This window comes from Gordonia iterans (assembly GCF_002993285.1).
Taxonomy (GTDB): domain Bacteria; phylum Actinomycetota; class Actinomycetes; order Mycobacteriales; family Mycobacteriaceae; genus Gordonia; species Gordonia iterans.
On record NZ_CP027433.1, the window covers coordinates 3,638,843 to 3,661,623 of the forward strand.

23 protein-coding genes and 1 pseudogene are annotated in these 22,781 nt (G+C 68.5%); 9 read left to right on the forward strand and 15 right to left on the reverse strand.

Annotation, left to right across the window (positions count from 1 at the left end; genetic code table 11):
* Nucleotides 1-130 precede the first annotated feature (130 nt).
* The 3 genes from C6V83_RS16410 to C6V83_RS16420 form a co-directional block, all read right to left on the reverse strand.
* Nucleotides 131-1,828: an acyclic terpene utilization AtuA family protein gene (locus C6V83_RS16410; RefSeq protein ID WP_105943303.1), complete on the reverse strand. Its 1,698-nt coding sequence runs from the start codon at nt 1,826-1,828 to the stop codon at nt 131-133.
* Between the two features lie 38 nt (nt 1,829-1,866).
* Nucleotides 1,867-2,655, reverse strand: coding sequence for a TIGR03084 family metal-binding protein (locus C6V83_RS16415; protein WP_105943304.1), 789 nt, complete (start codon nt 2,653-2,655; stop codon nt 1,867-1,869).
* Nucleotides 2,656-3,016: 361 nt separating this feature from the next.
* Nucleotides 3,017-3,886 carry a PaaI family thioesterase gene (locus C6V83_RS16420; protein ID WP_105943305.1) on the reverse strand — a complete coding sequence of 290 codons (870 nt, stop codon included), beginning with the start codon at nt 3,884-3,886 and terminating at the stop codon, nt 3,017-3,019.
* A gap of 62 nt (nt 3,887-3,948) precedes the next feature.
* Here C6V83_RS16420 and C6V83_RS16425 point away from each other — a divergent pair, with 62 nt between their 5' ends.
* Nucleotides 3,949-4,614 (forward strand): PaaI family thioesterase, encoded by a 666-nt coding sequence (locus C6V83_RS16425; RefSeq protein WP_105943306.1) that lies wholly within the window; start codon nt 3,949-3,951, stop codon nt 4,612-4,614.
* 4 nt (nt 4,615-4,618) lie between these two features.
* Entirely contained in the window at nt 4,619-5,527 is a 909-nt protein-coding gene (locus tag C6V83_RS16430; RefSeq protein WP_105943307.1) for an amidohydrolase family protein, read from the forward strand.
* Nucleotides 5,528-5,536: 9 nt separating this feature from the next.
* Here C6V83_RS16430 and C6V83_RS16435 read toward each other — a convergent pair whose 3' ends face one another.
* The 3 genes from C6V83_RS16435 to C6V83_RS16445 form a co-directional block, all read right to left on the reverse strand.
* Nucleotides 5,537-6,505 carry an NADPH:quinone oxidoreductase family protein gene (locus tag C6V83_RS16435; protein ID WP_105943308.1) on the reverse strand — a complete coding sequence of 323 codons (969 nt, stop codon included), beginning with the start codon at nt 6,503-6,505 and terminating at the stop codon, nt 5,537-5,539.
* A 61-nt stretch (nt 6,506-6,566) separates the two neighbouring features.
* Nucleotides 6,567-7,406: an LLM class F420-dependent oxidoreductase gene (locus tag C6V83_RS16440; RefSeq protein WP_105943309.1), complete on the reverse strand. Its 840-nt coding sequence runs from the start codon at nt 7,404-7,406 to the stop codon at nt 6,567-6,569.
* A 55-nt stretch (nt 7,407-7,461) separates the two neighbouring features.
* Entirely contained in the window at nt 7,462-9,168 is a 1,707-nt protein-coding gene (locus C6V83_RS16445; protein ID WP_105943310.1) for an FAD-dependent oxidoreductase, read from the reverse strand.
* A 99-nt stretch (nt 9,169-9,267) separates the two neighbouring features.
* Between C6V83_RS16445 and C6V83_RS16450 the strand changes: the two genes are divergently transcribed.
* Nucleotides 9,268-10,107, forward strand: a complete 840-nt coding sequence (locus C6V83_RS16450) for an acyl-[acyl-carrier-protein] thioesterase (RefSeq protein WP_105943311.1) — start codon at nt 9,268-9,270, stop codon at nt 10,105-10,107.
* A 54-nt stretch (nt 10,108-10,161) separates the two neighbouring features.
* Here C6V83_RS16450 and C6V83_RS19115 read toward each other — a convergent pair.
* The 5 genes and pseudogenes from C6V83_RS19115 to C6V83_RS16475 all read right to left on the reverse strand — a co-directional run.
* Nucleotides 10,162-10,446 (reverse strand): annotated as a pseudogene (locus C6V83_RS19115) (DUF3558 family protein); the annotation flags it as partial.
* The gene (locus C6V83_RS16460; RefSeq protein ID WP_105943313.1) at nt 10,403-10,705 is read right to left on the reverse strand and encodes a DUF3558 domain-containing protein; all 303 of its coding nucleotides are present in this window, start codon (nt 10,703-10,705) and stop codon (nt 10,403-10,405) included. The pseudogene C6V83_RS19115 and the gene C6V83_RS16460, both read right to left, overlap by 44 nt.
* A 9-nt stretch (nt 10,706-10,714) precedes the next feature.
* Entirely contained in the window at nt 10,715-11,257 is a 543-nt protein-coding gene (locus C6V83_RS16465; RefSeq protein ID WP_105943314.1) for a DUF3558 domain-containing protein, read from the reverse strand.
* Nucleotides 11,254-12,135: a DUF3558 family protein gene (locus tag C6V83_RS16470; RefSeq protein ID WP_105943315.1), complete on the reverse strand. Its 882-nt coding sequence runs from the start codon at nt 12,133-12,135 to the stop codon at nt 11,254-11,256. Before C6V83_RS16470 ends, C6V83_RS16465 begins: the two co-directional genes overlap by 4 nt.
* 270 nt (nt 12,136-12,405) lie before the next feature.
* The gene (locus C6V83_RS16475) at nt 12,406-12,792 is read right to left on the reverse strand and encodes an SHOCT domain-containing protein (protein WP_105943316.1); all 387 of its coding nucleotides are present in this window, start codon (nt 12,790-12,792) and stop codon (nt 12,406-12,408) included.
* Nucleotides 12,793-13,096: 304 nt separating this feature from the next.
* On the opposite strand from C6V83_RS16475, the gene C6V83_RS16480 reads away from it, so the two are divergent.
* Nucleotides 13,097-13,549 carry a flavodoxin domain-containing protein gene (locus C6V83_RS16480; RefSeq protein WP_105943317.1) on the forward strand — a complete coding sequence of 151 codons (453 nt, stop codon included), beginning with the start codon at nt 13,097-13,099 and terminating at the stop codon, nt 13,547-13,549.
* On the opposite strand, the gene C6V83_RS16485 is transcribed toward C6V83_RS16480, so the two are convergent.
* Nucleotides 13,546-14,424 carry a DMT family transporter gene (locus C6V83_RS16485; protein WP_105943318.1) on the reverse strand — a complete coding sequence of 293 codons (879 nt, stop codon included), beginning with the start codon at nt 14,422-14,424 and terminating at the stop codon, nt 13,546-13,548. The two genes, C6V83_RS16480 and C6V83_RS16485, sit on opposite strands and share 4 nt — an antisense overlap.
* A 175-nt stretch (nt 14,425-14,599) precedes the next feature.
* Between C6V83_RS16485 and C6V83_RS16490 the strand changes: the two genes are divergently transcribed.
* The gene (locus tag C6V83_RS16490; protein WP_267893960.1) at nt 14,600-15,088 is read left to right on the forward strand and encodes a nucleoside deaminase; all 489 of its coding nucleotides are present in this window, start codon (nt 14,600-14,602) and stop codon (nt 15,086-15,088) included.
* 124 nt (nt 15,089-15,212) lie between these two features.
* Here C6V83_RS16490 and C6V83_RS18415 read toward each other — a convergent pair whose 3' ends face one another.
* The 3 genes from C6V83_RS18415 to C6V83_RS16500 form a co-directional block, all read right to left on the reverse strand.
* The gene (locus tag C6V83_RS18415; protein WP_159067548.1) at nt 15,213-15,377 is read right to left on the reverse strand and encodes a hypothetical protein; all 165 of its coding nucleotides are present in this window, start codon (nt 15,375-15,377) and stop codon (nt 15,213-15,215) included.
* A 113-nt stretch (nt 15,378-15,490) separates the two neighbouring features.
* Nucleotides 15,491-16,861: an HNH endonuclease signature motif containing protein gene (locus C6V83_RS16495; RefSeq protein WP_105943320.1), complete on the reverse strand. Its 1,371-nt coding sequence runs from the start codon at nt 16,859-16,861 to the stop codon at nt 15,491-15,493.
* A 145-nt stretch (nt 16,862-17,006) separates the two neighbouring features.
* On the reverse strand, nt 17,007-17,555 hold the full coding sequence (locus C6V83_RS16500; protein WP_105943321.1) for an OsmC family protein: 549 nt from the start codon (nt 17,553-17,555) through the stop codon (nt 17,007-17,009).
* 272 nt (nt 17,556-17,827) lie between these two features.
* Between C6V83_RS16500 and C6V83_RS16505 the strand changes: the two genes are divergently transcribed.
* The 4 genes from C6V83_RS16505 (at nt 17,828) to C6V83_RS16520 (ending at nt 22,690) form a co-directional block, all read left to right on the forward strand.
* The gene (locus C6V83_RS16505) at nt 17,828-20,041 is read left to right on the forward strand and encodes a hypothetical protein (RefSeq protein WP_105943322.1); all 2,214 of its coding nucleotides are present in this window, start codon (nt 17,828-17,830) and stop codon (nt 20,039-20,041) included.
* Nucleotides 20,042-20,164: 123 nt separating this feature from the next.
* Nucleotides 20,165-20,440 carry a hypothetical protein gene (locus tag C6V83_RS16510; protein ID WP_105943323.1) on the forward strand — a complete coding sequence of 92 codons (276 nt, stop codon included), beginning with the start codon at nt 20,165-20,167 and terminating at the stop codon, nt 20,438-20,440.
* Nucleotides 20,437-20,928 (forward strand): SixA phosphatase family protein, encoded by a 492-nt coding sequence (locus tag C6V83_RS16515; RefSeq protein WP_234353778.1) that lies wholly within the window; start codon nt 20,437-20,439, stop codon nt 20,926-20,928. Before C6V83_RS16510 ends, C6V83_RS16515 begins: the two co-directional genes overlap by 4 nt.
* 175 nt (nt 20,929-21,103) lie before the next feature.
* Nucleotides 21,104-22,690, forward strand: a complete 1,587-nt coding sequence (locus C6V83_RS16520) for a GIY-YIG nuclease family protein (protein ID WP_105943324.1) — start codon at nt 21,104-21,106, stop codon at nt 22,688-22,690.
* Nucleotides 22,691-22,781 lie beyond the last annotated feature (91 nt).

Below are 22,781 nucleotides of genomic sequence, written 5' to 3' on the forward strand. Positions count from 1 at the left end.
GTGTGGAACCTGCTCGACGATCGAGCGAGCACCCGCCGACCGAACACGAGAGCCAGTCCGCGACCGGACGGATACCCGCCCATCGATGATTGAGCGAGCGAAGCGAGTCGAAATCACCCTCGTCGAGCTCTCAGCCGAGGAAGCGTTCGGGGACGGGGACGTGACGCGAGCGCAGCCACTCGCCCAGACCCTTGGCCTGCGGATCGAACCGGACCTGTTCGGCGACGCCCCGGCCGAGGATCCCCTCGATCACGAAGTTCACCGCACGCAAGTTGGGCAACCGATACCGCTTCACCGTCAGTTCCGCGGCCTCGGGCAGCAGTTCCTTCAGTTTCTCGGTGGTCAGGAACTCGTCGAGCCACGCATACTCGTCGTCGCTGCGCGCCCACAAGCCGACGTTCGCACTGCCGCCCTTGTCGCCGCTGCGCGAGCCCGCGACCATCCCGAGCGGCACCCGCCGAGTGGTCCCCCAGTCGGTGTTCGACGACGGGGCGGGCGCATCGTCGTCGTAGGTCGGCGCGGCGCGTGCCGGGGAAGGATCGATCACCACGCTGACGCCGTCGGGCTGGATCACCCGGTGCTCGACGAGCGGGGCATCGACGTAGCCGGGCTCAAACACCGCGTACGGCGAGCCGTTTCCGGGCGGCCCGGTGAGCGTGAATCCCGGGTAGGTCGCGAGCGCGAGTTCCACGGCGACGTTGGAGAATCGGCGGCCCACCTTGGCCGGGTCGACGTCCCGCGCGACGACGTGGAGCATCGCGCTGGCCTGCTCCTCGTTGTCGGAGTCGGGGCGGTCGTGACGCACCAGGTTGAACTCCAGTTCGGCGGGGGGATCGGGCAGCGCGGCCCGGAACTGTTCCTCGAAGAGCGCCGCCTTCGCCTCGATGTCGAGGCCGGTGAGGATCACGGTGATCTCGTTGCGGGTGCCGGCGAGGTTGTTCAGCGACACCTTGAGCGTGTCCGGCGGCGCCTCGCCGGTCGCGGCGGAGATCGCGACGCGGTCCGGAGCCTCCTGCGTCAGCTGCACCGAGTCGAGCCGCGCGGTCACGTCCGGGTTGAAGTACCGGGGTCCGCCGACCTCGTAGAGCAGTTGCGAGGTGACGGTGCCGATCGTCACCGCGCCCCCGGTGCCCTCGTGCTTGGTGATCACCGACGAGCCGTCCGGGTGCAGTTCGGCGATCGGGAAACCCAAGTGCCCCATCGGGATCTCGGTGAAGAAGGAGTAGTTTCCGCCGGTGGCCTGCGCTCCGCACTCGATCACGTGGCCGGCCACCACCGCGCCCGCGAGGGCATCGAGGTCGTCGTACCCCCACCCGAAGGCGGCCGCTGCCGGTCCGACGGTGAGCGAGGCGTCGGTGACGCGACCGGTCACCACGACGTCGGCGCCGCGGGTCAGGGCCGTCTTGATGCCGAAGCCGCCGAGGTAGGCGTTCGCCGTCAGGGCGGGCCCGAGACCGAGCTCGTCGACGCGCTTGGAGAGGTCGTCGCCGGAGACGAAGGCGATCTGCGCGTCGAGGTTCTGGTCGGCCGCGAGTTCGCGCAGGGCGACGGCCAGGCCGTGCGGATTCAACCCGCCGGCGTTGACGACGATCTGCACGCCCCGATCGAGCGCCAGCGCCAGATTCTCCTTCATCTGGCGCAGGAAGGTCTTGGCGTAGCCCAGGGTCGGGTCCTTCATCCGGTCACGCCCGAGGATCAGCATGGTGAGCTCGGCCAGGTAGTCACCGGTGAGATAGTCGAGTTCACCGCCCTCGAGCATCTCCTGCACAGCGCTGAACCGGTCTCCGTAGAAACCCGAGGCGTTGCCGATCCGTACGACGTCTTTCATGCGTAGTCAATCCTCCTGCGGTGGACGATGAGAGCGGCTCAGTGACCAGACGGGGCGCGGCCGCCGCCGGGCGGACCGGCGAACGCCTGGGCTATCGAGGCCCACTGGCGCGCGTCGTCGCCGATCAGTTCGATGTCCAGGTCGTCGAGATGCCGGCGCTGGGTGACCAGCGCGCAGAAGTCGAACGCCGGAGCGCGCACCACGTCGACGGCGTCCTCGGGCCCCCAGGTCCAGACCGCGCCCGACGGCGCGGTGACCTCGAACCGGAACTCCGCCTCCGGGACGGGCAGCTCGTTGACCGCGTAGGCGAAGTTCCGCGTACGCACGCCCAGGTGCGCGACGTTCCGGATCCGGTCGTCTTCGGCACGTTCGACGCCGAGCGCGTCGGCGACGTCGAGCCCGTGGGCCCAGGTCTCCATCAGGCGCGCGCTGGCCATCGAGGGCGCCGACATGGGCGGGCCGAACCACGGCAGCTTGGCGCCCTCGGGCACGGCCGCCAGCGCCCCGGCGAGTCGCCCGCGGGTACGCCGCCAGTCGGCGAGCAATTCCGCCGGGTCGCGCCGGGCCTCCTCCTCGGCGGCGGCGTCGACGAAACCCGTCGGATCGGTCCACGCGTGCTTCAGCAGCTCCGCGAAGGCGTCGGCGTCGGTGACGGCGACCAGGGAGGTCCGGTCGGTCCAGAGCAGGTGCCCGATCTGATGAGCGACGGTCCACCCGGCGGCCGGGGTGGGGGTGGCCCATTGGTCGGGCGCCAGCGGCGCGACCAGCGCGTCCAGCGACTCCGATTCGGCGTCGAGTGCAGAGACGAGTTCGTCTACGAGGGCCATGCGTCGAGCGTCACACAGGCTCGCGAAAAAATCAAGCATGCACGCTTGTTTTCCTTTCGACACGGCTCGTGCCTCGCCGGCTCAAGGAGCGAGGTACGGCACGTTCCTCGCCGGCTCAAGGAGCGAAGTACGGCTCACTCTTGCCGCTCAAGGAGTGAAGTGCGGCTCACTCTTGCCGCTCAAGGAGCGAGGTACGGCACGTTCTTGCCGCTCAAGGAGCGAGGTACGGCACGTTCTTGCCGCCCAAGGAGCGAGGTACGGCACGTTCTTGCCGCTCGAGGAGCGAGGTACGGCACGTTCCTCGCCGGCTCAAAGAACCAGGTACGGCTCGTTCTTGCCGCTCAAGGAGGGTTCGGCATCGTCAGGCCGGGAGGAAGAGCGCTTCGGCTGTCGCGTGCGCCAGCAGTGCGTCGCCGTCGTACATCTCGGCGACGAAGACTCCGATTCGCCGCCCCGTCTTGATCACCGAGGTACGGACCTCCACCGTGCGCCCGTCGACGGCCGGTGAGCGCAGAAAGTCGACGGTGAAGTCGGCGAGCTGATACCCGACACCCGGGACCGTGACCGCCTGCGCGGCGAACGAGAGTCCCTGCGCCACCGCCGCACCGATCACTCCGCCGTGCATGGTGCCCATGATGTTCCCCATCCACGGGCCGGTACGCACCCGGAACGTCACCACGTCGGCGACCTCCAAGGAACCGCCGAGCAACTCGGCGAGCGCGCCGATCGGGGCATCGGCGGCAGCGATCCGCTCCACCAGTTCCCGTCCCGCCACAGCGGGGTCGTACGACGGAAGCGGCGCCCCGGTCGGCGCCGTCGGCTCGGGAATCTGCATGTGGTCGCCCCCGGCGACGAGGTCTCGCCCGACGCGCACGCTCCGGGCGGTGCCGGTGCACACCGCGCCCTCCGAGGTCCGGATGAGGACCGAGGTGACCCCGTAGTCGTCGTCGCTCATCACCACCTCCGCGGTGGCCTCCAGCACCGCCTCGACCGCGGGCCTGCCCAGCATCGACATCGACAGTCGCGCCTGCATGGACGGCCTGGGCCCGGAGTGGGAGAACGGGAGACCGCCGATGTCGTCGAACAGCACGGTCAGTGCGGGGAGGTCGATCAGGCCGCGATGATCGGTGAGGCCCGGACCGAGGTACTGGACCATCTCGGCGAGCGCCGAGCCGGGCCGACGCCCCACGGCGAAGGCGGAGAAGGGGTTGCCGGGTGCGGTGATCGTCATGTGCACAGTCCTATCAACCCGTCCCGGGCGCCGTGCGGCCGCTATGCCCTATCGTCGGCATCGTGGACTTCCGGATCGAAGACATCACCCGAGACGAGATCGATCGACGCCTCTCCGTGGTCGAGCCCTTGACCGATTCGGTGCGCGACCTGGTCGATGCGGTGATCCGCTCGCAGGTGAGCGACGCCGAACTCGATGCCGCCCGCGCGAAGATCGACGAGGTGGTCGCCGCGCTGCGCACGCAGCAGCGCCCCGGCAGCTTCGGCACCCCGTACACGCGTGAGTTCATCGGCATGCCGTGGGGAAACGCCGCGGTCGGCGCGCGCAATGCCCTCGCACCGCCGCTGCGGGTCACCCGCTCTCCCGGCGTCGCCGAGTGCGACATGGTGCTCGGCGCCGCGTACGAGGGGCCCGGGGGCTGCGTGCACGGAGGCGTCGCGGCACTGATGCTCGACCAACTGGTGGGCGAGGCCGCCAGCACAGACGGCCTGCCGAGCTTCACCGGCACGCTGACCGTCAGATACCTGCGGCCGACGCGGCTCGGCGCCCTCACCGCCCGTGCCGAGGTGACCGGCCGCGAGGGCCGCAAGACCTTCGTCCACGCGACCATGTCCGACGACGACGGCGTCACCGTCGAGGCGGACGCGATCATGGTCTCCCCCAAGGGCTTCGAGCTGCCCGACGGCGATGCGCTGCCCCACCCCGCCAACTCCCGCCAGGATCTGTGACCCGATGTGCGACGAACTCGCCCCGGCGCCGTTCAGCGCCGACGAAGCTGCGGCAGTCCAGGCGTTCACCGCAGGCCTCGGGCTCGACGGACTGATCGACGTACACACCCACTTCATGCCCAAGCGGGTCCTGGACAAGGTGTGGGCCTACTTCGACTCCGCCGGCCCGATGATCGGACGCGAATGGCCGATCACGTACCGCGCCGACGAGGACACCCGGGTCGCCGCGCTGCGGGCGTTCGGGGTGCGTGCGTTCAGCTCGATGGTCTATCCGCACAAGCCCGACATGGCGCCCTGGCTCAATGCCTGGGCCGCCGACTTCGCCGCCCGCCACCCCGACTGCCTGCAGACCGCCACGTTCTATCCCGAACCTGGTGCCGCCGAGTACGTCACGGCGGCGATCGAGTCCGGAGCACGGGTGTTCAAGTCGCACATCCAGGTCGGCGACTACTCCCCGCTCGATCCGCTCCTCGACGGCGTGTGGGGCGTCCTCGCCGAGGCCCAGACTCCCGTGGTGATCCACTGCGGGTCCGGTCCCGCACCCGGACGCTTCACCGGACCGGAGCCGATACGCGCTGTCCTGCAACGTTTTCCGGAGCTCTCCCTGATCGTCGCCCACATGGGGACACCGGAGTACGCCGAGTTCGTCGAGCTCGCCGAGCGCTACGAGCAGGTGCGCCTGGACACGACGATGAGCTTCACCGATTTCTCCGAGCGGGGCGCGCCGTATCCGCCGTCACTGCTCCCCCGCCTGGCCGGGCTGCAGGAGAAGATCCTGTTCGGGTCGGACTTCCCGAACATTCCGTACGGCTATCTCCACGCGCTCGAGGCGTGCGAGCGCCTCTGCTTCGGCGACGACTGGTTGCGCTCGGTGGTCCACCACAACGCCGCCCGCCTGTTCGGGCTCGCCTGAGGCGACGCTTCACTCGGCGATCTTGACGACCGCCTTGCCGCGAATCCTGCCCTCGGCCAGATCGGCGAGCGCCTGAGGAAGGTCGTCGAGCCCATACGTGGCGTTCACCGGCGGTCGCAGTCCGGCTTGGATCATCTCCACGAGCTCGTCGTGCAGCAGCGCGGGCACCTGCGGCTGGCGGCGGATGTACTCGCCCCAGGCCGCGCCCACGATCGAGACGTTGCGGAACAGGACGCGGTTGAGTTTGACTGTCGGGATCCCGCCGGCGGCGAACCCGATCACCACGTATCGCCCGTCCGGCGCGACGGTGCGCAGCGCCTCGTCGAACACGTCGCCGCCGACCGGATCGACCACCACGTCCACACCCCCGTCGGACAGCTCCAGGACGCGATCCTTCCACCCGTCGGCGAGCGGGACCACCTCGTCGGCCCCCAGGTCCCGCAGCATCTCCTCGGCGCCGGACCGATGCACCACCGCGATCACCTTGGCGCCCATGGCCTTCGCCACCAGGATCGACGCCACCCCGACGCCGCCCGCGGCGCCGAGCACCGCGACCACCTCGCCGGGCGCGGTCTGCGCACGCAGTTTCAGCGCGAACAGCGCGGTCTGGAAGTTGATGCCCATCGCCGCGGCCTCGTCGAACGTCAGCTCGTCGGGGATCGGGAGGAGCTGCTGGGGCGCCGCAGTCAGCGTCTCGGCGAAGCCGCCGATCATCGACGCCACCAGCACGCGGTCGCCCGCTTCGAAGGCCGAGTCCGCCGGCGCGCTGCGCACCACGCCGGCCACCTCGGTGCCCGGGGTGAACGGCAGCGGCGGCCGCAACTGGTACTGACCCCGGCTCATCAGCAGATCCGGGAAGCACAGACCGCAGGACTTGACGTCGACCACGACCTGTCCGGGTGCGGGCACCGGCTCCGCGACGTCTTGCAGTTCGAAGCCCGCAGGCCCCTCTTCCGTGACCAGCACCTGCGCCTTCATAGTGGGAAGCCTACGTGCGGTGAGCACCGCGATGCAGCGGTTGCGGACATTCGGGGCCTCGTCAGAGGTCCAGTTTTCCGGCAAGCCGTGCGAGGTATCCCGCGGCGCGTTCGGCGGAGTCGTCGGGCACACCGTAGAGCACCGTGGAGACTCCGAGCCCACGCCAGGCGTCGAGGCGCTCCGGCACCGGCTTGCCGTCGAGCACGACGATCTGCGGTGCGCCCTCCCGCCCCGCATCGCGCCAGATGCGGTGCAGCAGGACGACGGACCCCTCGATGTCGTCCTCGCGCGGGGTGGTGATCCAGCCGTCGGCGCTGCGGGCGATCCACCGGAAGTTCTTCTCGTTGCCGGCCGCTCCCACGAGTACCGGGACGATGGAGACCGGTTTGGGCCACGCCCAGCTGGAGCCGAACTCGACGAACTCGCCCCGGTAGCTCGCCTCCTCGTCTGTCCAGAGCGCCCGCATCGCTTCGAGGTACTCGCGGAGCATGGTCCGGCGCCGTCCCGCGGGCACGCCGTGGTCGGCGAGCTCGTCGAGGTTCCACCCGAATCCGACGCCGAGCGTCACCCGACCGCCCGACAGGTGATCGAGCGTGGCGATCGTCTTGGCGAGCGTGATCGGATCGGACTGGACGGGCAGCGCGACGGCCGTCGCCAGCCGGATCCGCTCGGTCACCGCGGCCGCGGCCGCCAGGGTGGTCCACGGGTCGAGCGTGCGCAGATACCGGTCGTCCGGTAGCGAGGAGTCGCCGGTGCCCGGGTGGGCGGCTTCGCGCCGGGTCGGGATGTGACCGTGTTCGGGCACGTAGTACGACGCGAAGCCCGCCTGTTCGATCAGCGGTGCGAGCACCTGGGGCAGCACGCCGCGGTCACTGGTGAACTGCACGATTCCGAAGTCCACTCGGGCTCCTCTGTTCGGGTGCCGGCCTGCTGACGGCCGGTGCGGTGGTCGGCGCTCACGTTCCGTCCGCGAGCGCCACGGCCTCGAGTTCTTCCGACGTCACGAGCTTCACTCGCCGCCGGCCGCCCTCTTTGCCTGCGGCCCGCTCGGCGGCATCGATCCGCTGCCAGCCGTCGATGCCGACGTGGCGCGCACCGCGGGCAGCGACGAGGTCGGCGACGTCGTCGGCGGACTTCGCCGGTTCAGGCAGCGCACCGCCGGCGAAGTCCGCGAGGATGGCCGCAGCGGCCTCCTCACCGCACATCCGGTTACGCCCGATTCCCCCGGTGGGCCCGCGTCGGATCCATCCGGCCACGTACAAGCCGGGGACCACGTCGCCGCCCGGTCCGTCGGTGACCCGCGCATCGGTGCTGGGCACCACGGCACGCTCGGCGTCGAACGGGATGCCGGGGACCGGCCGCCCGCGGTAACCGACGGAGCGCACCACCACCGACGCCGCGGTGTCGAACTGCTCTGCCGTCGGTGCGACCGCGCCCGGCGCCGTGTACTCGTTGCGCACGCAGCGCACCCCGGTCACGGCGTCGTCGCCGGTGATCTCCACCGGCGACGCGAGGAAGCGGAAGACTATGCGCCGGCGCTCGTCGAGTCCGTCGAGCTCGTCGAAACGCGCCGCGAACTCACGTGCGAGCCGGATCTTGGTGGCGATCGTCGAATCGAGCGAACCGTCGTCGAGTGCCCGCTGCGTCGAATCCGAGAGCACCAGTTCCGCCGGATCGATCACCACGTCGATGCCGTCCAGATCGGCGAGGGACACGAACTCCGCATTGGTGAACGCGGCGTTCTCGATGCCGCGCCGCCCCATCACCACCACCTCGCGGATCGGCGACTCGTTCAGTGCCGCCAGGGCGTGGTCGGCGATGTCCGTCGCTGCCAGTGTCTCGCCGTCCTCCAGCAGCACGCGTGCCACGTCGAGCGCGACGTTGCCGTTGCCGATCACCACAGCGCGGCCGGCATCGGCCGTCGAAGGGCGGTCCGCGGCGGGCAGCGGATTCCGGCCGGCGAACTCGGGATGACCGTTGTACCAGGCGACGAACTCGGTGGCCGGGAACGAGCCGGGGAGGTCCTCCCCGGGGATGCCGAGGTGCCGGTCGTGCGGGGCGCCGACGGCATAGAGCACGGCGCCGTACCGCTCGGCGAGTTCGTCGTGCGTGATGTGCGTGCCGACGTCGACGTTCAGGTGGTAGGTGAAGTTCCTGCGCTTCTCGGTCCGCGCGAAGCTGGTCTCGACGCCCTTGGTCTTGGGATGGTCGGGGGCCACGCCCGCCCGGACGAGACCGTACGGGGTGGGCAGACGGTCGAACATGTCGACGCTGACCTGCCGGATGTCGGTGAGCGCGGTCGCGGCATAGAAGGCGGCCGGGCCGGCGCCGACGATCGCCACCCGCAGCGTCCTGTCCGAGGGCACCCGCGGCACGGCAGACGAATGGGCGAGCCCGCCGTCGACGTCATGGTCGTTGTAGTAGTCGGCGTTGATCTGGAGGAAGGGCTCGTCGGCGGCGTCGAGCTCGTCGTCCGGGTAGATCGCGCCGACCGGGCACTCGTCGATGCACGCGCCGCAGTCGATGCACGTCGCCGGATCGATGTAGAGCATCTCGGCGGTGAGGAAGTCGTCTTCGTCGGGCGTCGGATGGATGCAGTTGACCGGACACACCTCCACACAACTGCCGTCGTTGCAGCAGGGCCGGGTGATCACGTGGGCCATGGTCAGTCCTCCGGTGTCGCACGACTGGAACGTGTTCTAGTTTCCGCCTCGAGAGTATCGTAACGGCGGTCACTCCCGCACCCGTGTGAAAGGTCGCGTATGCCCGCGAACAAGCCGACGTCGTCGACTCCTCCCGAGTACACGCCTCTGGCCGACCGCAAGACGGGCGCCCGGTTCTACGAGAACGACTATCGGGTGCGCACCGGCGACGTCGACCAGGAGATGCGGGTCCGGCTCGACGGCCTGGCCCGCTACCTGCAGGACGTGGCCAACGACAACATCGAGGCGACCGATTTCGGCGACACCGACCCGTTCTGGATCGTGCGCCGCACCGTGATCGACGTCCTGGAGCCGATCACGTGGCCGGCCGACTTCCGCGCCGAGCGATGGTGCGGCGCCTTGTCGACGCGGTGGACCAACATGCGGGTGCGGCTGACGTCGACCAGCGAGACCAACCGCTTCAACCCGGACCCGCGACCGAACGGCCTGGTGGAGACCGAGGCGTTCTGGATCAACGTCACTGAGCAGGGCATGCCGTCACGGATCACCGACCATGCTTTCGAGATGCTGTCGTCGATGACCGACGAGCATCGCCTGCGCTGGAAGTCGATGAACCCCGAGCAGGCGCCGGACGAGTCCGAACTGGAGTTGCCCGACCGCGAGCACGTGCTGCGTTCGACCGACTTCGACCCGTTCCGCCACCTCAACAACGCGGCCTACCTGGAGGCGATCGAGGACGAGCTGGTCGACCATCCCGACCTGCTCGACGTGCCGCACCGCGCCGTCATCGAGTATCTGAGGCCGATCACACCGGGCGTGCCGATCATGCTCCGGCGCAAGCGGATCGACGACTGCCTGTACGTGTGGATGCTGATTCCCGGCGACGACGGTCTGGTGCCCGCGGCGACGGCATCGGTCTCCAGGATTCCCGCCGCCTGACGGTCCCGCCCGACTGCGCACACGACGCCGTCCCGCCGCTCCGAGCTCGGCGAGTCACGACGCCCGTTCGACGACCCTGGCCGCCAGGTCCTTCGCGGCCGCGCACAGGGCGTCCACCGGGACCGGCGGGCGGCGGCCGTCGCGCCCGCGGTCGTACACCGAGACCCCGAGGAAGTCGTCACCGAACTGGACGCCGACGTCGCACAGCGGATCGTTCCGGGCGAGGAAGCCCGGGTGGCCGCCGATCTCGATGTCGACCGGTTCGTCGTCCCGGAGCAGCTGCTCCTGACCGCGCTCACGGCCGATCGGCGACCCCGCGATACCAGTTGACCGACACCACCGGTCCGTCCGGGCGGGCGCCGACCCGCCACTCGCACGACGACGTGTTGTCGACGAAGAGAGCCAGGCCCCCGAAGCCGGTGGCCTCGGCCACGTCCGCCAGAGTCAATCCGCCGCACCGCTCGAAGGCGGGACCGGTTCCGGCGCGCGGAGCGCTGGTCCGCGCACCGGCCGAGGACGGCGCCTCGTCAGCGGCGGCGCACGCCACCGCGGCCGGCATCAGCACCAGCACCGCCGCGAACGCCACCGCCCGCCACATCCGGTCGCCTCAGCTGGCCCGGTTGATCACGAGCTCCATCAGCTTGGTCGGCGCCTCGCACGGCTCGCCGTGGGGCGCGCCGTGCGGCTCGGTCCACCAGGTGAGGGTGCCACGGCCCGGCGACTTCGCGGTGACACCGCACATCTCCGGACGCGCCGGATCCCGCGAACTGAACGCGGCCACGCTGTTGACCTGGAAGTTCTCGGTCTCATATCCCTGGCGTTTCGCGGTCTGCTTCTCCAGGTTGAAATCGCCCCACTCGTACCAGGCGAGAGTCACATCGGTGGTCACCCCGCCGGTGACCACCCAGCGGCAGATGGCGCCCAGATAGCCCCCGAGCACGCTGGTGCCCCCGACGGCCTCGGCGAGTTGGCGATCGCTCACGATCTCGCACTCGGTGAGCAGGCCCTCGAACTGACTGGTGTCGACGTCGCCGGTCGTGGGAGCCTGCGCCGCGGGATCCGGTGCACCGTCGTCGGAGCAGCCCGACACGACCGCCAGGACGAGAGTCAGCAGGCCGACGATCAGGGCCCGCGATCGAGTTCGATTCATGACGCCTTCCGGATCACTTCGGCGGCCAGCGACTTGGCGGCGTTGCACATGGTCTCCTGCGACACGGTCGACTCTTCGAGGCCGCGCTGATCGGCGATGGAGATTCCGATGAAGTCGTTCTCATATTGCAGGCCGACCTCACAGATGGACTGGTGCCGGGCGAGGAAGCCGGGGCGGCCCTCGATCTCGATGTCGACGGTGCGCTCTTCGCGGGTCAGCTGCTCCAGGCCGCGCTCGCGTCCGATGGGTGAGCCGCGGTACCAGTTGAACGACGCGACCTGGTTGTTTCGACCGGCACTGTTCCGCCATTCGCACGATGACGTGTTGTCGACGTACAGCTGCAGACCCTGAAAGGTGGTCGCCCGCATCACGTCCTCGGCGGTGAGGCCCCCACATCGTTCGAAGTCCGGTCCGGTCCCGGCCTGCGGGGTCTTGACGGTGGTCGGGTCCGCGCCTTCCGAGTCGGATCCGCACGCCCCGACCACCAGCGCCACGACCGCCGCGAGGATCAGCATCGGCCCGCCCGAACGGAGCTTGTCGAGTTGGCGGCGTTCCCGCTTGGTCGGGCGTCCGGCCCCCGGATCGCGGCGCGGAATGGCGGCGACCACTTCCCGCGGTGGCGGCGGCGGACTCCGGTCGATGTAGCATTCCGCGGCGACGACCGCCGACGCGCGTTTGCTGATCAGTTGTGTGACCTCCACGATTCGTTCGCGGCCGTGCAGCCGCACGCGCACCTCGTCGCCGACCGAAACGGTGGTCGCCGGCTTGGCCGTGACGCCGTTGACCTGCACATGGCCCGCACGGCAGGCGGCCCCGGCCGCTGATCGCGTCTTGGTCAGCCGGATACCCCAGATCCAGCTGTCGATGCGCGTCGCCATGAGTTCACTGTAGACGCCGGGCCGCGACCATCGGGCGCGTCGCCGCCGCGCCACGCGGGCCGCTCACGACTCGTCGGGCGCTCGAACCCCGCCGGGGCCGCCGGGCGCGATCGCGTCAGGATGTGCCGACACGGCCGGCTGCAGGCGTATCCGGATGCCGAACGCCCGGCGACCCGGTCACGGGCCGCCGGGCATCCGGCGCGAATCGTCAGATCGCGGGCCTCATCAGAGCACGAGACCTATCGGATCGAGACTCTTCCTGGTCGACACTCAGGCGAGCGCCTTCGCCTTGATGGCGTCGAACTCTTCCTGCGTGATCGTGCCGGCGTCGAGCAGCGACTTGGCCGTGGCGATCTGATCGGCCGGACCGGCGGTGCCTGCGGCCTGGCGGATGTACTCCTGAGTGGCGTCGTCGGCCGCCTTGGCGGCCTGCGCCTGCCGTTCGGCCATGCCCGAGCCGCGGGCGATCACATAGATGAAGGCCGTGATGTACGGGAAGACGATGAGGAAGATGATCCACACGACCTTCCAGCCGGCGGCCAGCTTATGATCGCGGAAGATGTCCGTCAGGATCATGAACAGGACGATCAGGTACGCGATGAACGCGAAGATGATCACCGTGTACCACAGGACGTTCCAGAAATTGCTCCAGTCCACGGCGGGACCTCCTATCGACGATGCGCCCTCCCCCTCGGAGGGCAGCAAGCAAATACACCACGCGGGGTGGTGCGCGTCCATCATCCACCGAGGGTGAGATGCCCGCGACCGCGCCGCAGCGGTCAGAGACGTCTCTCACAGCAGATCCGGCTAACACCGCACTGTTTCGCCAGGTGTCCGCCACCGCGCGTTGCCGCGGCAGCGGGGGCGACCGGGCCCAAGGACTCTGCGCGAGATTCGACTTAGTTCGACGGGTTACGCTACCGTATTTTCGTCATTCCACGAGGTAGGAGAGTCAACGATCATGGCAGCAGTCATCCTTTACGGGACCGAGACCGGCACCGCTGAGCTCGTCGCCGACGCCGTCGCCGATGTGCTCGCAGCCGACTTCGACCCGTCGATCTACGACATGGCCGACTTCGCCGCCGAAGACCTCGACACCGACGACTTCCTGGTCGTGATCTGCTCCACCTACGGCGAGGGCGAACTGCCGTCGGGTGCGCTGCCCTTCGCCGACGAACTCGACGATGTGAAGCCCGACCTGACCGGACTGCGATTCGCCGTGTTCGGCATGGGCGACACAGTGTACGACGACACCTTCAACCGCGGGGGCGAGATCATGGCCGAGATGCTCACCAAGCTGGGCGCAAACCAGGTGGGCGAGCACTTCCGGCACGATGCGTCGTCGACGGTCAAGCCGGCCGCCGCCGCCGAAGAGTGGGCCGAAGGCCTGAAAGCAGTGATCGCGGAAGGCTAGTCCGCAACCCGATCCGGCTTCGCCACCGCGCGACGACCACCGTCGTCGCGCGGTTTCGTGTCCGAGCGGACGGCCGCGTCTTTCGCCAACTGCACGACGGCCACAGCCGCGACGAGGAGGATTCCGGTCAGCAAGACGCTGCGCCCGACACCCACGCGCAAGTTCTCGCCCAGCAGCACCACTCCGAGCGCCATCGAGACCGCCGGTTCCATCACGTTCATCGCCGGGAACGACGTCTGCAGATCGCCGGCCCCGAACGACTTCTGCTGAGCGACCACGGCCAAGGTCGCGACGATCGCCAGCAGATACACATCGGCGTGTTCGAGGACGTGCAGCGGGTCGTCGATGAAGTGCAGTGACACCGACTTGACGAGCAGTGCCGCGATACCGAAGAGCGCACCGGCCGCGATGCCGTAGCAGAGCGACTTGTAGTGCGCGTCCCGACACCTCTCGGCAACCACGACCAGCACGATCAACAGGACGATCAACACCGTGACCGTGATCGCGAGGAGGATGTGCGACGGCCTGCGGTCGCTCGGCACCGGGTGCGCCAGAACCAGGAACACAACCACCGCCCCGACCAGGAGCGCTCCCCAGAACCAGTCCATCCTCGACGGCCGCCGGTGGTCGACCCAGGCCTCGAGAGGCAGCGCGAAGAGCACTGCGAGCACGACGAGCGGCTGGACCAGCAGGATCGAGCCGAGCCCGAGCGCCCAAGCCTGAAAACCGAACCCGACCACCGCGAGCACCGCACCGGCCCACCACCCCTTGGTGATGGCACCGTTGCGCTGAGAGGCCTTCTGGCGCAGCACCGTCCCGCCGGCGATCAGCGCCGCGGCGGCCATAGCGAGCAGAGCGGGTATCCAGGAGTGCATCGCGTCCTACGTTATCGACCCGCTCCGGGCGTCGCCGGGCGACCTCCGGTAATGGAACATGTTCACTTTCACGGCATTCGCGCCTGGTGATCGCGCGCCGCGGCCGATACCCGCATCGGCGCTCACCGCGTGGAAGCAGCCGCGGAATCCGCATGCCCGGACTACCGTCGAAACCGTGATCGTCCGCAGCCCGGAACCAGAGGACCTCTCCCACCTGAGAAGGTGCGTGACCCTGGCCAGACATGCCGTGGAGGTCGGCGACGAGCCGTTCGGGTCACTCCTGGTGCTCGACGACGACGTGCTCTTCGAGGACTTCAATCACGTGTCCGGCGGAGACAACACCTGCCACCCGGAGTTCGCGATCGCTCGCTGGGCCGCCGAGAACCTGAGCGAGGAGCAGCGGCACGCCGCCGTCGTCTACACCTCCGGCGAGCACTGCCCGATGTGTGCGGCCGCGCACGCCTGGGTGGGCCTGGGGCGCATCGTCTACGCCGCCAGTTCGATCCAGCTGCTCCAGTGGCGACGCGAATGGGGCCTGCCCGATTCACCCGTCGCCCCGTTGCCGATCAACGCCGTCGCGCCGGGCGTGCCGGTCGCCGGGCCCGCCCCCGAACTCGTCGACGAGATCCGGCACCTGCACGCCGAGTCCGCCGGAGTCCGCTGACGCCGGCGCCATCAGGCGACCTGAACCCTGCACCATCGGGCGACCGACATACCCTCATTCGCTCCACCGCCGCACGGTGGCGCGCCTCGTGCGCCTCGTGCGCGCCTCGACCCTCGTGCGCGCTTCAGGGCATCCTCGTCTCCTCGTCGCCAGCATCCTCGTCGCCAGCATCCTCGTCGCCAACATCCTCGTCGCCAGCATCCTCGTCGCCAACATCCTCGTCGCCTGCGACGCGGTCGCGCTGCCCACCGAGAACAGCGGCGGGGCCCGATATGAAGTTGTCAAACAACGCACTGCGCCGGACACGGTGTCCGACACCGATCTCCTCTCACGTGTCGCCGCTGCCCCTAGTCGGTCACGCTGCGCTTCTCCACCTTCGGCGGCGACCACCGCGCCTCACGCTCATGCCGCGCCGGGCAGGTTGGTGAGTGTTCGGCGCCCGTGCGACCGCAGGGGCTCACGAGGACGTTCCGGGTGCGCGGGATCGGTCGCAGCCACGAACCACGGGTGCCCGTCATGACCGATGAACACCTCCCATCCACCGTGGTGGATCAGCGTGTGGTGACGACGGCACAGCAACACACCGTTCTCCAGCGACGTCTCACCGCCGTGCTCCCAGTGCTCGACGTGGTGAGCGTCGCACCAGGTCGCAGGCGCCCCGCACCCGGGGAACGCGCACCCACGGTCCCGGACCACCAGAGCCTTACGGATACCCGGCGGAAAGAGGCGCTGCTCGCGGCCGACGTTGAGCGGGACACCGACGTCGTCGACCAGTGCGGTGCAGACCGACGCCTCGCACATCACCATTCGGGCCGTCCGCGGCGAGACGGGTCCGGTGAAGCCGAACTCCGGCACCGTACCGACACCCGCTTCGGCCGACTCCTCCTCTGCGGCGGCCTTTCGCTCCCGGGCGACTGCCGCGGGAACGATCAGGGTGACGTGCGGCAGCACTCCCCCGGACTCAGGCCGGTCACTCCCCGCCAGGTAGGTGCGCACCACCTGCGCCAGCGCGTCGGCACGCCGCCGCTTGACTGTCCGGGCATCGGGCGAGCCGTCCGGTTCGGGCACAGGCCGGCACAGCGGATCCAGTGCGGCGCTGAGTTCTTCGCCGGCGAGGGCATCGAAGTCGACAGTCACCAGGACGCGACCGTCGTCGCCCTGCACCAGGGTCATCTCGTTCAGCTCGATGTTCTCGGACACCGGCACCGCCTCGTCGGCGGTTTCTTCGGGAGCGAGTTCGAGCGCCCACCTCCGCGCTCGGTCTTCGACGTGTTTGGGGACGGTGTGGACCATCAGCGAATCGATCACCGTCTGCCGTTGCTCGTCGGACAAGTCCGCCCGCGCGGCCACGTGAGCGAGCCCACGCACCACCGCATCGCCACGCTCCGCGGCGAGGGCGCCGTCGCGCATGGCACGAGCCACCTGTGGCACCGACTGCAACGTCGCGCCCAGGCGTACGATCCGGTGCGCCACCGCCGGCGCGGCACCGAGCTCGGTCAGCAGATTCGTCGTCGAGCGCACCTTCTTGCGGGCCGGAAGCCCGACGCGTCCGGCGGCCGATGCCATCCGCGCAAGTGCGTGGTCGGCGATGTTGCGCAGCCGCAGCAGCGCCGCTGTCGACGCCAGAAGTTCGCGATCGTCGTCGACCGGTCTGAGCGTTTCGCAGAACTCGGCGAGAGTGCGGGGCGGCACGGACCGTTCGCCTGACCCCGGACGTACCGTCAGGTCGTCGGACAGCCGGTCGCACAGTGCGGTCAGTTCTCGAGCATTCATCGATTCCCCCTCGATGATTCAGCACCCCGTCTGCGCTGGTCGAGCCTCGATTCCCGCTCGGATCGGAGGCCACTCAGTTTTCGCTCTGGTGTTCTATCGAGAACTGTACGCGCCCCTACCGACAAACTCGTTCCGCCGACGACACTCAGTCGTGATTCACGCGGAGTTCGCTGACGACCGGAGTCCGGTTCACCGTGAGATCCAGGACCGGGCAGTGCGCCTCGACCACTTCCTGCAGTTCGACATAACGGTCGGCGTCGTCCGGTCCTGTGACGTCGACGACGACCCGCACCTCGGTGAAGCCGGGACGCACGTCGGAGTCGAGCCCGAAGAAGCCGCGGACGTCGAGATCGCCCTCGGCGTGCAGCGTGATCGAGTCGACCTGGACCCCGAGTCGCTGCGCCCAGAATCGATAGGTCACCACCTGGCACGAGAGCAGTGCGGTCAGGTAGTACTCAACGGGGTTGGCGGCAGTGTCGGCGCCGCCGAGCGCCGCCGGTTCGTCGACCGAGAGACTGAACTGCCTGGCTCTGGCTTCGGTGGAGACTCCTTCTCCGGCGACGGCGTCGGCGGAGAAGACCACCGCGGCCTTCTTGGTGTCCGCCTGCACGGCGGAGTTGGTCGCGGACGCGATCGCGTTTAGCGGAGTGCTCGCCGTGGGCGCGGGGATGTCGATGAGATCTGCAATGGTCATGCACTGAAGTTAGGCACGTCGCGCGGACACGCCCAGGGTTGAAACCATCGTGCGCAAATGGCGACGATCACCACCGGGCGGCAGCCCCTCCGCGGCCCGTGGCGTCGATCCCGCGCGAGTTCCAGTTCGAGTGACAGCTGAGGGCGTGAATCGTTGTCGCTCAAACGAAGGAATGTCGACTTCCCGACGATTCGGGAGATAACGAAACCGGCGCGTTCAGCAATAGTTGGGCAGATCCATCACACAGATCGCGAACAAGGGGAGAGTCGATCATGGGGGCACACCGTAAGCCGAGCCGTCGCGAAGTCCGACGCGCCGAGCAGCGAGCCGAACGCGCCGAGCAGCGGCGCACGCTGCGGCTGAACATCAGCAAGCGCAAGGCGGCGCTCGCGGCAGGCGCCGTGTTCGCCACCGCCGGCGTCGCACTGGCGCCGGCCGCACACGCCGCGACGGCGATCAACGCACAGCAGAACGCCGCGAACGACTACGCGACGTGGAACAACCTGATCATCGTCGCCGACAGCCTCGGCAAGACGCAGGGCGCGATCCTCGCCCCGATCGGTTCCCTCGCGCCCGACGGCACGCTGCCCACGGTCAGCAACGGCAAGACCTCGGAGACCACGGAGCTGAACTTCATCGAAGGTCTCGGCGAGGGCGCCGGCATGCTTCTCCAGCAGCCGAACACCGGCCACGTCCCCGGCTCGCGCGGAGCACTCGGCATGGGCACACTCGCCGCCATGCTCCCGCAGGGACTGGCCGGCGCTCCGCTGCTCGACGGGGTCCTGCAGAGCGCGACGATCCTGCCCAAGACCACCGCGACTCTCGCCGCCCTGACCGGGCTCGACGCCACCACCGCCGGCAAGAACGTCGAGGCGGAGGCGAAGGGCCTGCTGGGCGACAAGGTGGTCCAGAGCGGCGGATACGCACTCAGTGCGCTGAACCTGGGAGACGATCCGCTCAACCTGCTCGGCCTCCCGGATGCGCAGCGCACGACGGACTCGTGGAGCAACGCGTACGACTGGCCGCTGCTGCAGATCAACGGCTCGACCTGGATGGTCCAGGACCGGATCACCGTCGACGCGGTGACCTCCGAGGCGCTGAAGCAGAAGTACGCCGACCGGATCGGCACCCTGGACACGCTGGATGTCCAGAAGGGGCAGACGAAAGCCGTTCAGGTCGGCGAAGACGTGACAACCATCCCGTGGTGCCTCAGCTGGGGAGGCTTCCTAGGTCTTGTGTGTCAGAGCTGGGGCACGAAAGACGTCGTAACCCCTAGGTACGAAACGCAATTCGTCCCCGAACTCGACGAGAACGGCGACCCGATCTACGAGACCGTGCACGACCCGAACGCGGGTGTCCCCGGTGCGCTCGCGAACCTCGACGGCATCGACATCCCGGGGATGTCGGTGACCAAGCGCGAGGCCGGCGGCGAGTACAACTTCCTCGACGGTTCGTTCGGCTGGCTCGCGTCCACCACCCAGGTGGCGGTCGGCGACCAGGTCGTCACCGTTCCGCTGGTCGCGAGCGGCATCGCGCTGCCCTTCGGTCTGCTGGAGGTCGGCGGCCTCTACACCCCGGGCATGGTGACCCAGAACGGCCAAACTACCAGCGCCACGCTCGGCACGCGTTCGCAGAGAATCGCGATCCCCGTGCTGGGGATCGGCGTGGACACCACGTCGCTTCTCGAGTCGTGGCAGTACGGCCCGGACGGCATCGCCTACAACTCCGGGCAGACCATCGCACTGGTGAACACCGGCGAGCTCCTCGGCGGTGTTCCGCTGCCGCTGGTCTACTCGCTCGGCGCGTTCAACCTCGGGCCGAAGGGCGTGGGCTTCTCGGGACCGTCGATCTTCGGAGTGGGCCTGCCGAGTTTCCAGCTCGGCGAGAAGCTCGGTCAGCCCGATACCGGGAACGCCTTGCTCGACGGCGTCGGCGGGCTCGGCGACATGCTCCCGACGACCCTGATCCCGCTCGACCCGAAGTACCTGTTCGCGGCCCTCGGCATCGAGGATCCGACCGGTCTGGGCCTCACCGATCCGTTCAAGACGACCCAGGACCTGTTCGATCCGGTGTTCGTCAAGGGCGTCAGCCCGCTCGCCACTCCGCTGGCCAAGGGCATCGCCGAACTGAGTGCGAAGGCGACCAACAAGGGCTCCGAGTCGAGCGAGAAGGCCTCGAAGAAGCTCGGTGAGATCACCACCGAGGTCGCCGATTCCGCGAGCAAGGCATCCGACGCAGCCGCCAAGAAGGCCCCGGAGATTGAGTACCCGATCGAGGTGAAGCCGGGCGAGAAGAAGTACCCGGAGATCGAGATCAAGAAGAACGACGACAGCCTCCCGAAGCTCGGCTTCGACAAGAAGAATCAGCAGGAGCAGGCTCCGCAGCAAGAGCAGGCTCCGCAACAGGAGCAGTCTTCGGAGACCGAAGCGTCCGAGACTCCGGCGCTCACCGGCGAATCCGAGTCACCGGCTGTCGAGGACGAATGACCTCCTGACCGCCGCGACACCCCGAGGGCCGTGAACAGTGCCCGCCACTGTTCACGGCCCTCGTCGTCGTCCAGTTGCCCGCGCCTCCACGGTTTTGTCGGCACCTGCCTCTACCGTGGGTTCATGGAGTACCGGAACCAGCTCGAAAGCCTCATGACGCTCACCGCCGAGCAGGTCGACCAGGCCTGTGCCGGTGAACGGATCAACGCCCTCGTGACCCTCTGCTACGACGAGTACCTCGAACTCCGCGAGCTCGCCGAAGAAGAGCGAGCCAACGATGCGGACGACCGCTATGCCTTCTACCTGCAGGAGGCGTCTGCCTGGCGCGACACCGCGCGTCTTCTCCGTGAGATCCAGGCCGGCGGGGCCGCCACCGAGCGCGCGGCTCGCAGCGCGTGAGCCAGGCCCCGCGGACGCTCGTGCTGATGCGGCACGGCAAGTCCGACTACCCCGCCGGCGTCTGGGACCACGACCGGCCCCTCAACGACCGCGGACGCCGCCAGGCCGCACTCGCCGGAGAGTGGATGGCGAACGACGGTCTCGATGTCGACGCGGTGATCTGCTCGACGGCCGAGCGCACTCGTCAGACTTTGGCGCGCACCGAGATCGACGCCCCGGCCGTCTACACCGAGGACATCTACGAGAACACCCCGGAGAACATCCTCGAGGCGATCCGCACGTACGCGCCGGAGCACGCCTCGACGCTCCTCGTCGTCGGACACTTCCCCGGCCTGCCGGGCACCGCACTCATGCTCGACGACGATGCCGAGATCGACCGCTTCCCGACGTCGGCCTACGCAGTCCTGTCGATCGGCGTCCCCTGGGACAGAGTCGGCCTCGACGTCGACCCCGCCGCGCGGCTGCGCGCCCTCCAGATCCCGCGCTGACGTCGCGACACGGACCTGAGGGGCGCCACCGGAGAGCCGTGAACGGTTGCGCCGCAACGAGACGACGACTCGCATACGCCAGCGTCATCGTCGCCGTCGCCTGGCCGCATTTTTCACCTGTTCGTAGGACGCCGATCGACCGCCTGACCTCAGTCGTAATCGGTACGGTCCACACGTGACCGAATCCGACACAGTGGAGTCGTGGGCGCGATCGATCGGATTCAGCGCTCCACGCGAGTTCAAGGGCACCAACACCCGCGTCGGCCCCGACGACCGGGCGCGCTACGCCGGCTTGTACCTCCTGTCTTTCAAGAACGGCGATTACTATCTCGGAGAATCGGTCGACATCCGGAGCAGGATGGCCGGGCACCGCGCAAAGTGGGGCGACGAGATCGCCTCCGTCCAGGTTCGGCGGCGCAACCTCTCCAAGCCCGCTCTCCGCCGACTCGAGAAGGAACTCATCCACGAGCTCAACCGACGAATTCCGACCGGTTGCCGCAACATCACACACGCGAGTGTCTCAGCCGGCGTCGACGAGCTCGCCGACTTCCTCACCAAGGACGAACAAGATCAATGGATGCGTGATCCCCGCGCCTTCAACGCATCCGACACGACCGAACTGAAGCCGATGACCGAGGCCCAGGCGGTCAAGTACTCGACGTCAGCCCGCCGATTCTCGGAGCTCCCGACGGCAGCTGAACTGACTGGACTGCTCCGCACCTATCTGGAGAACTGCGTCCCGGCGCCTCGTCGCACCGAGTTCCAGAGCTGGAATGTCAGCGCGTGGTCGTACGGTGGCCGACGTGCGTTCTGCGTCTCGATCGGCAAAATGGAGTCGTTGGTCGCCTTTCCGGACGGCAGCGGATTCATCGTCATCCGGAAGTCGGACCTCCTCCAAAGCACCACTGCACGAGAATTCAAACGACGCTTCCGCGGGGCAGTCATGACGAGCCGGATCTACGACGACGCCGGCGAGGACACCGTCATGCTCGAGGGGCGGAGCGCCCGAGCCTTCGCCGACCTCCTCCACGACCCCGTCGTACAACGCGCAGCCGCCCGCCTCGTTCTCGACGTGATGCGGAAACACCCGAGCGTGTACACCCGCTACCACTGCCCACAACTCGTCGAGAAGGCCTACTCGGAGTTCAGCCGGCCGGCGCCAGAGGACGGCATCGCAGTACCAACCGACGAGCAGCATGCTGCACCGGTCACTCTGATGTCTGCGGATCGTTCGAGCGATGCCGACTCACCTCCGGCCGCCGCGGTGGGTGAAGCCCCGCCGGACGACGTCGTCGTCACCTGGTTCGTCAACGCCGGCCCCGCCAAGACAGGCAAGAACACCCTCGGGGATTTCCTCGCGAACGGCGAATGGCGGATGGACCGGGAAGCGCGGTACGAGTTCGACGTGCAGGACATGCTTCCCGGGGAACGGATCTTCGTCCGCAAGCGGTACAACACCAAACACGCTCCGTTCGACACACGAGGTCGGCTTGTCTCCGCGATGGATCTCTTACTGAGCGGCACCATCGTCTCGAACCCCGGTGACGGGTGCTCGGTGAAGGTCGACTGGAGTCACGGCTTCCGCTCTCGAACTTGGTACTTCTATACGAACCAGGATGCAGTCTGGGCCATCCCGCATGGCCGACACTCGTGGAGCGACCGCCTGCTCGACTTCGCACTGAACGACGCCGAACAAGACCTCGACTTCTGGAGGAACGCACATTACTGGCGGGAACGCTTCGGCGATACGCCGGTCGGGTAGAACTCACCACTCACCCACAGTCCTACTCCGTCGGATGACCGACCTCCTCCCCTCCGTCCACGCACCCGACGGAGCAGAGACAAGGAGAAGC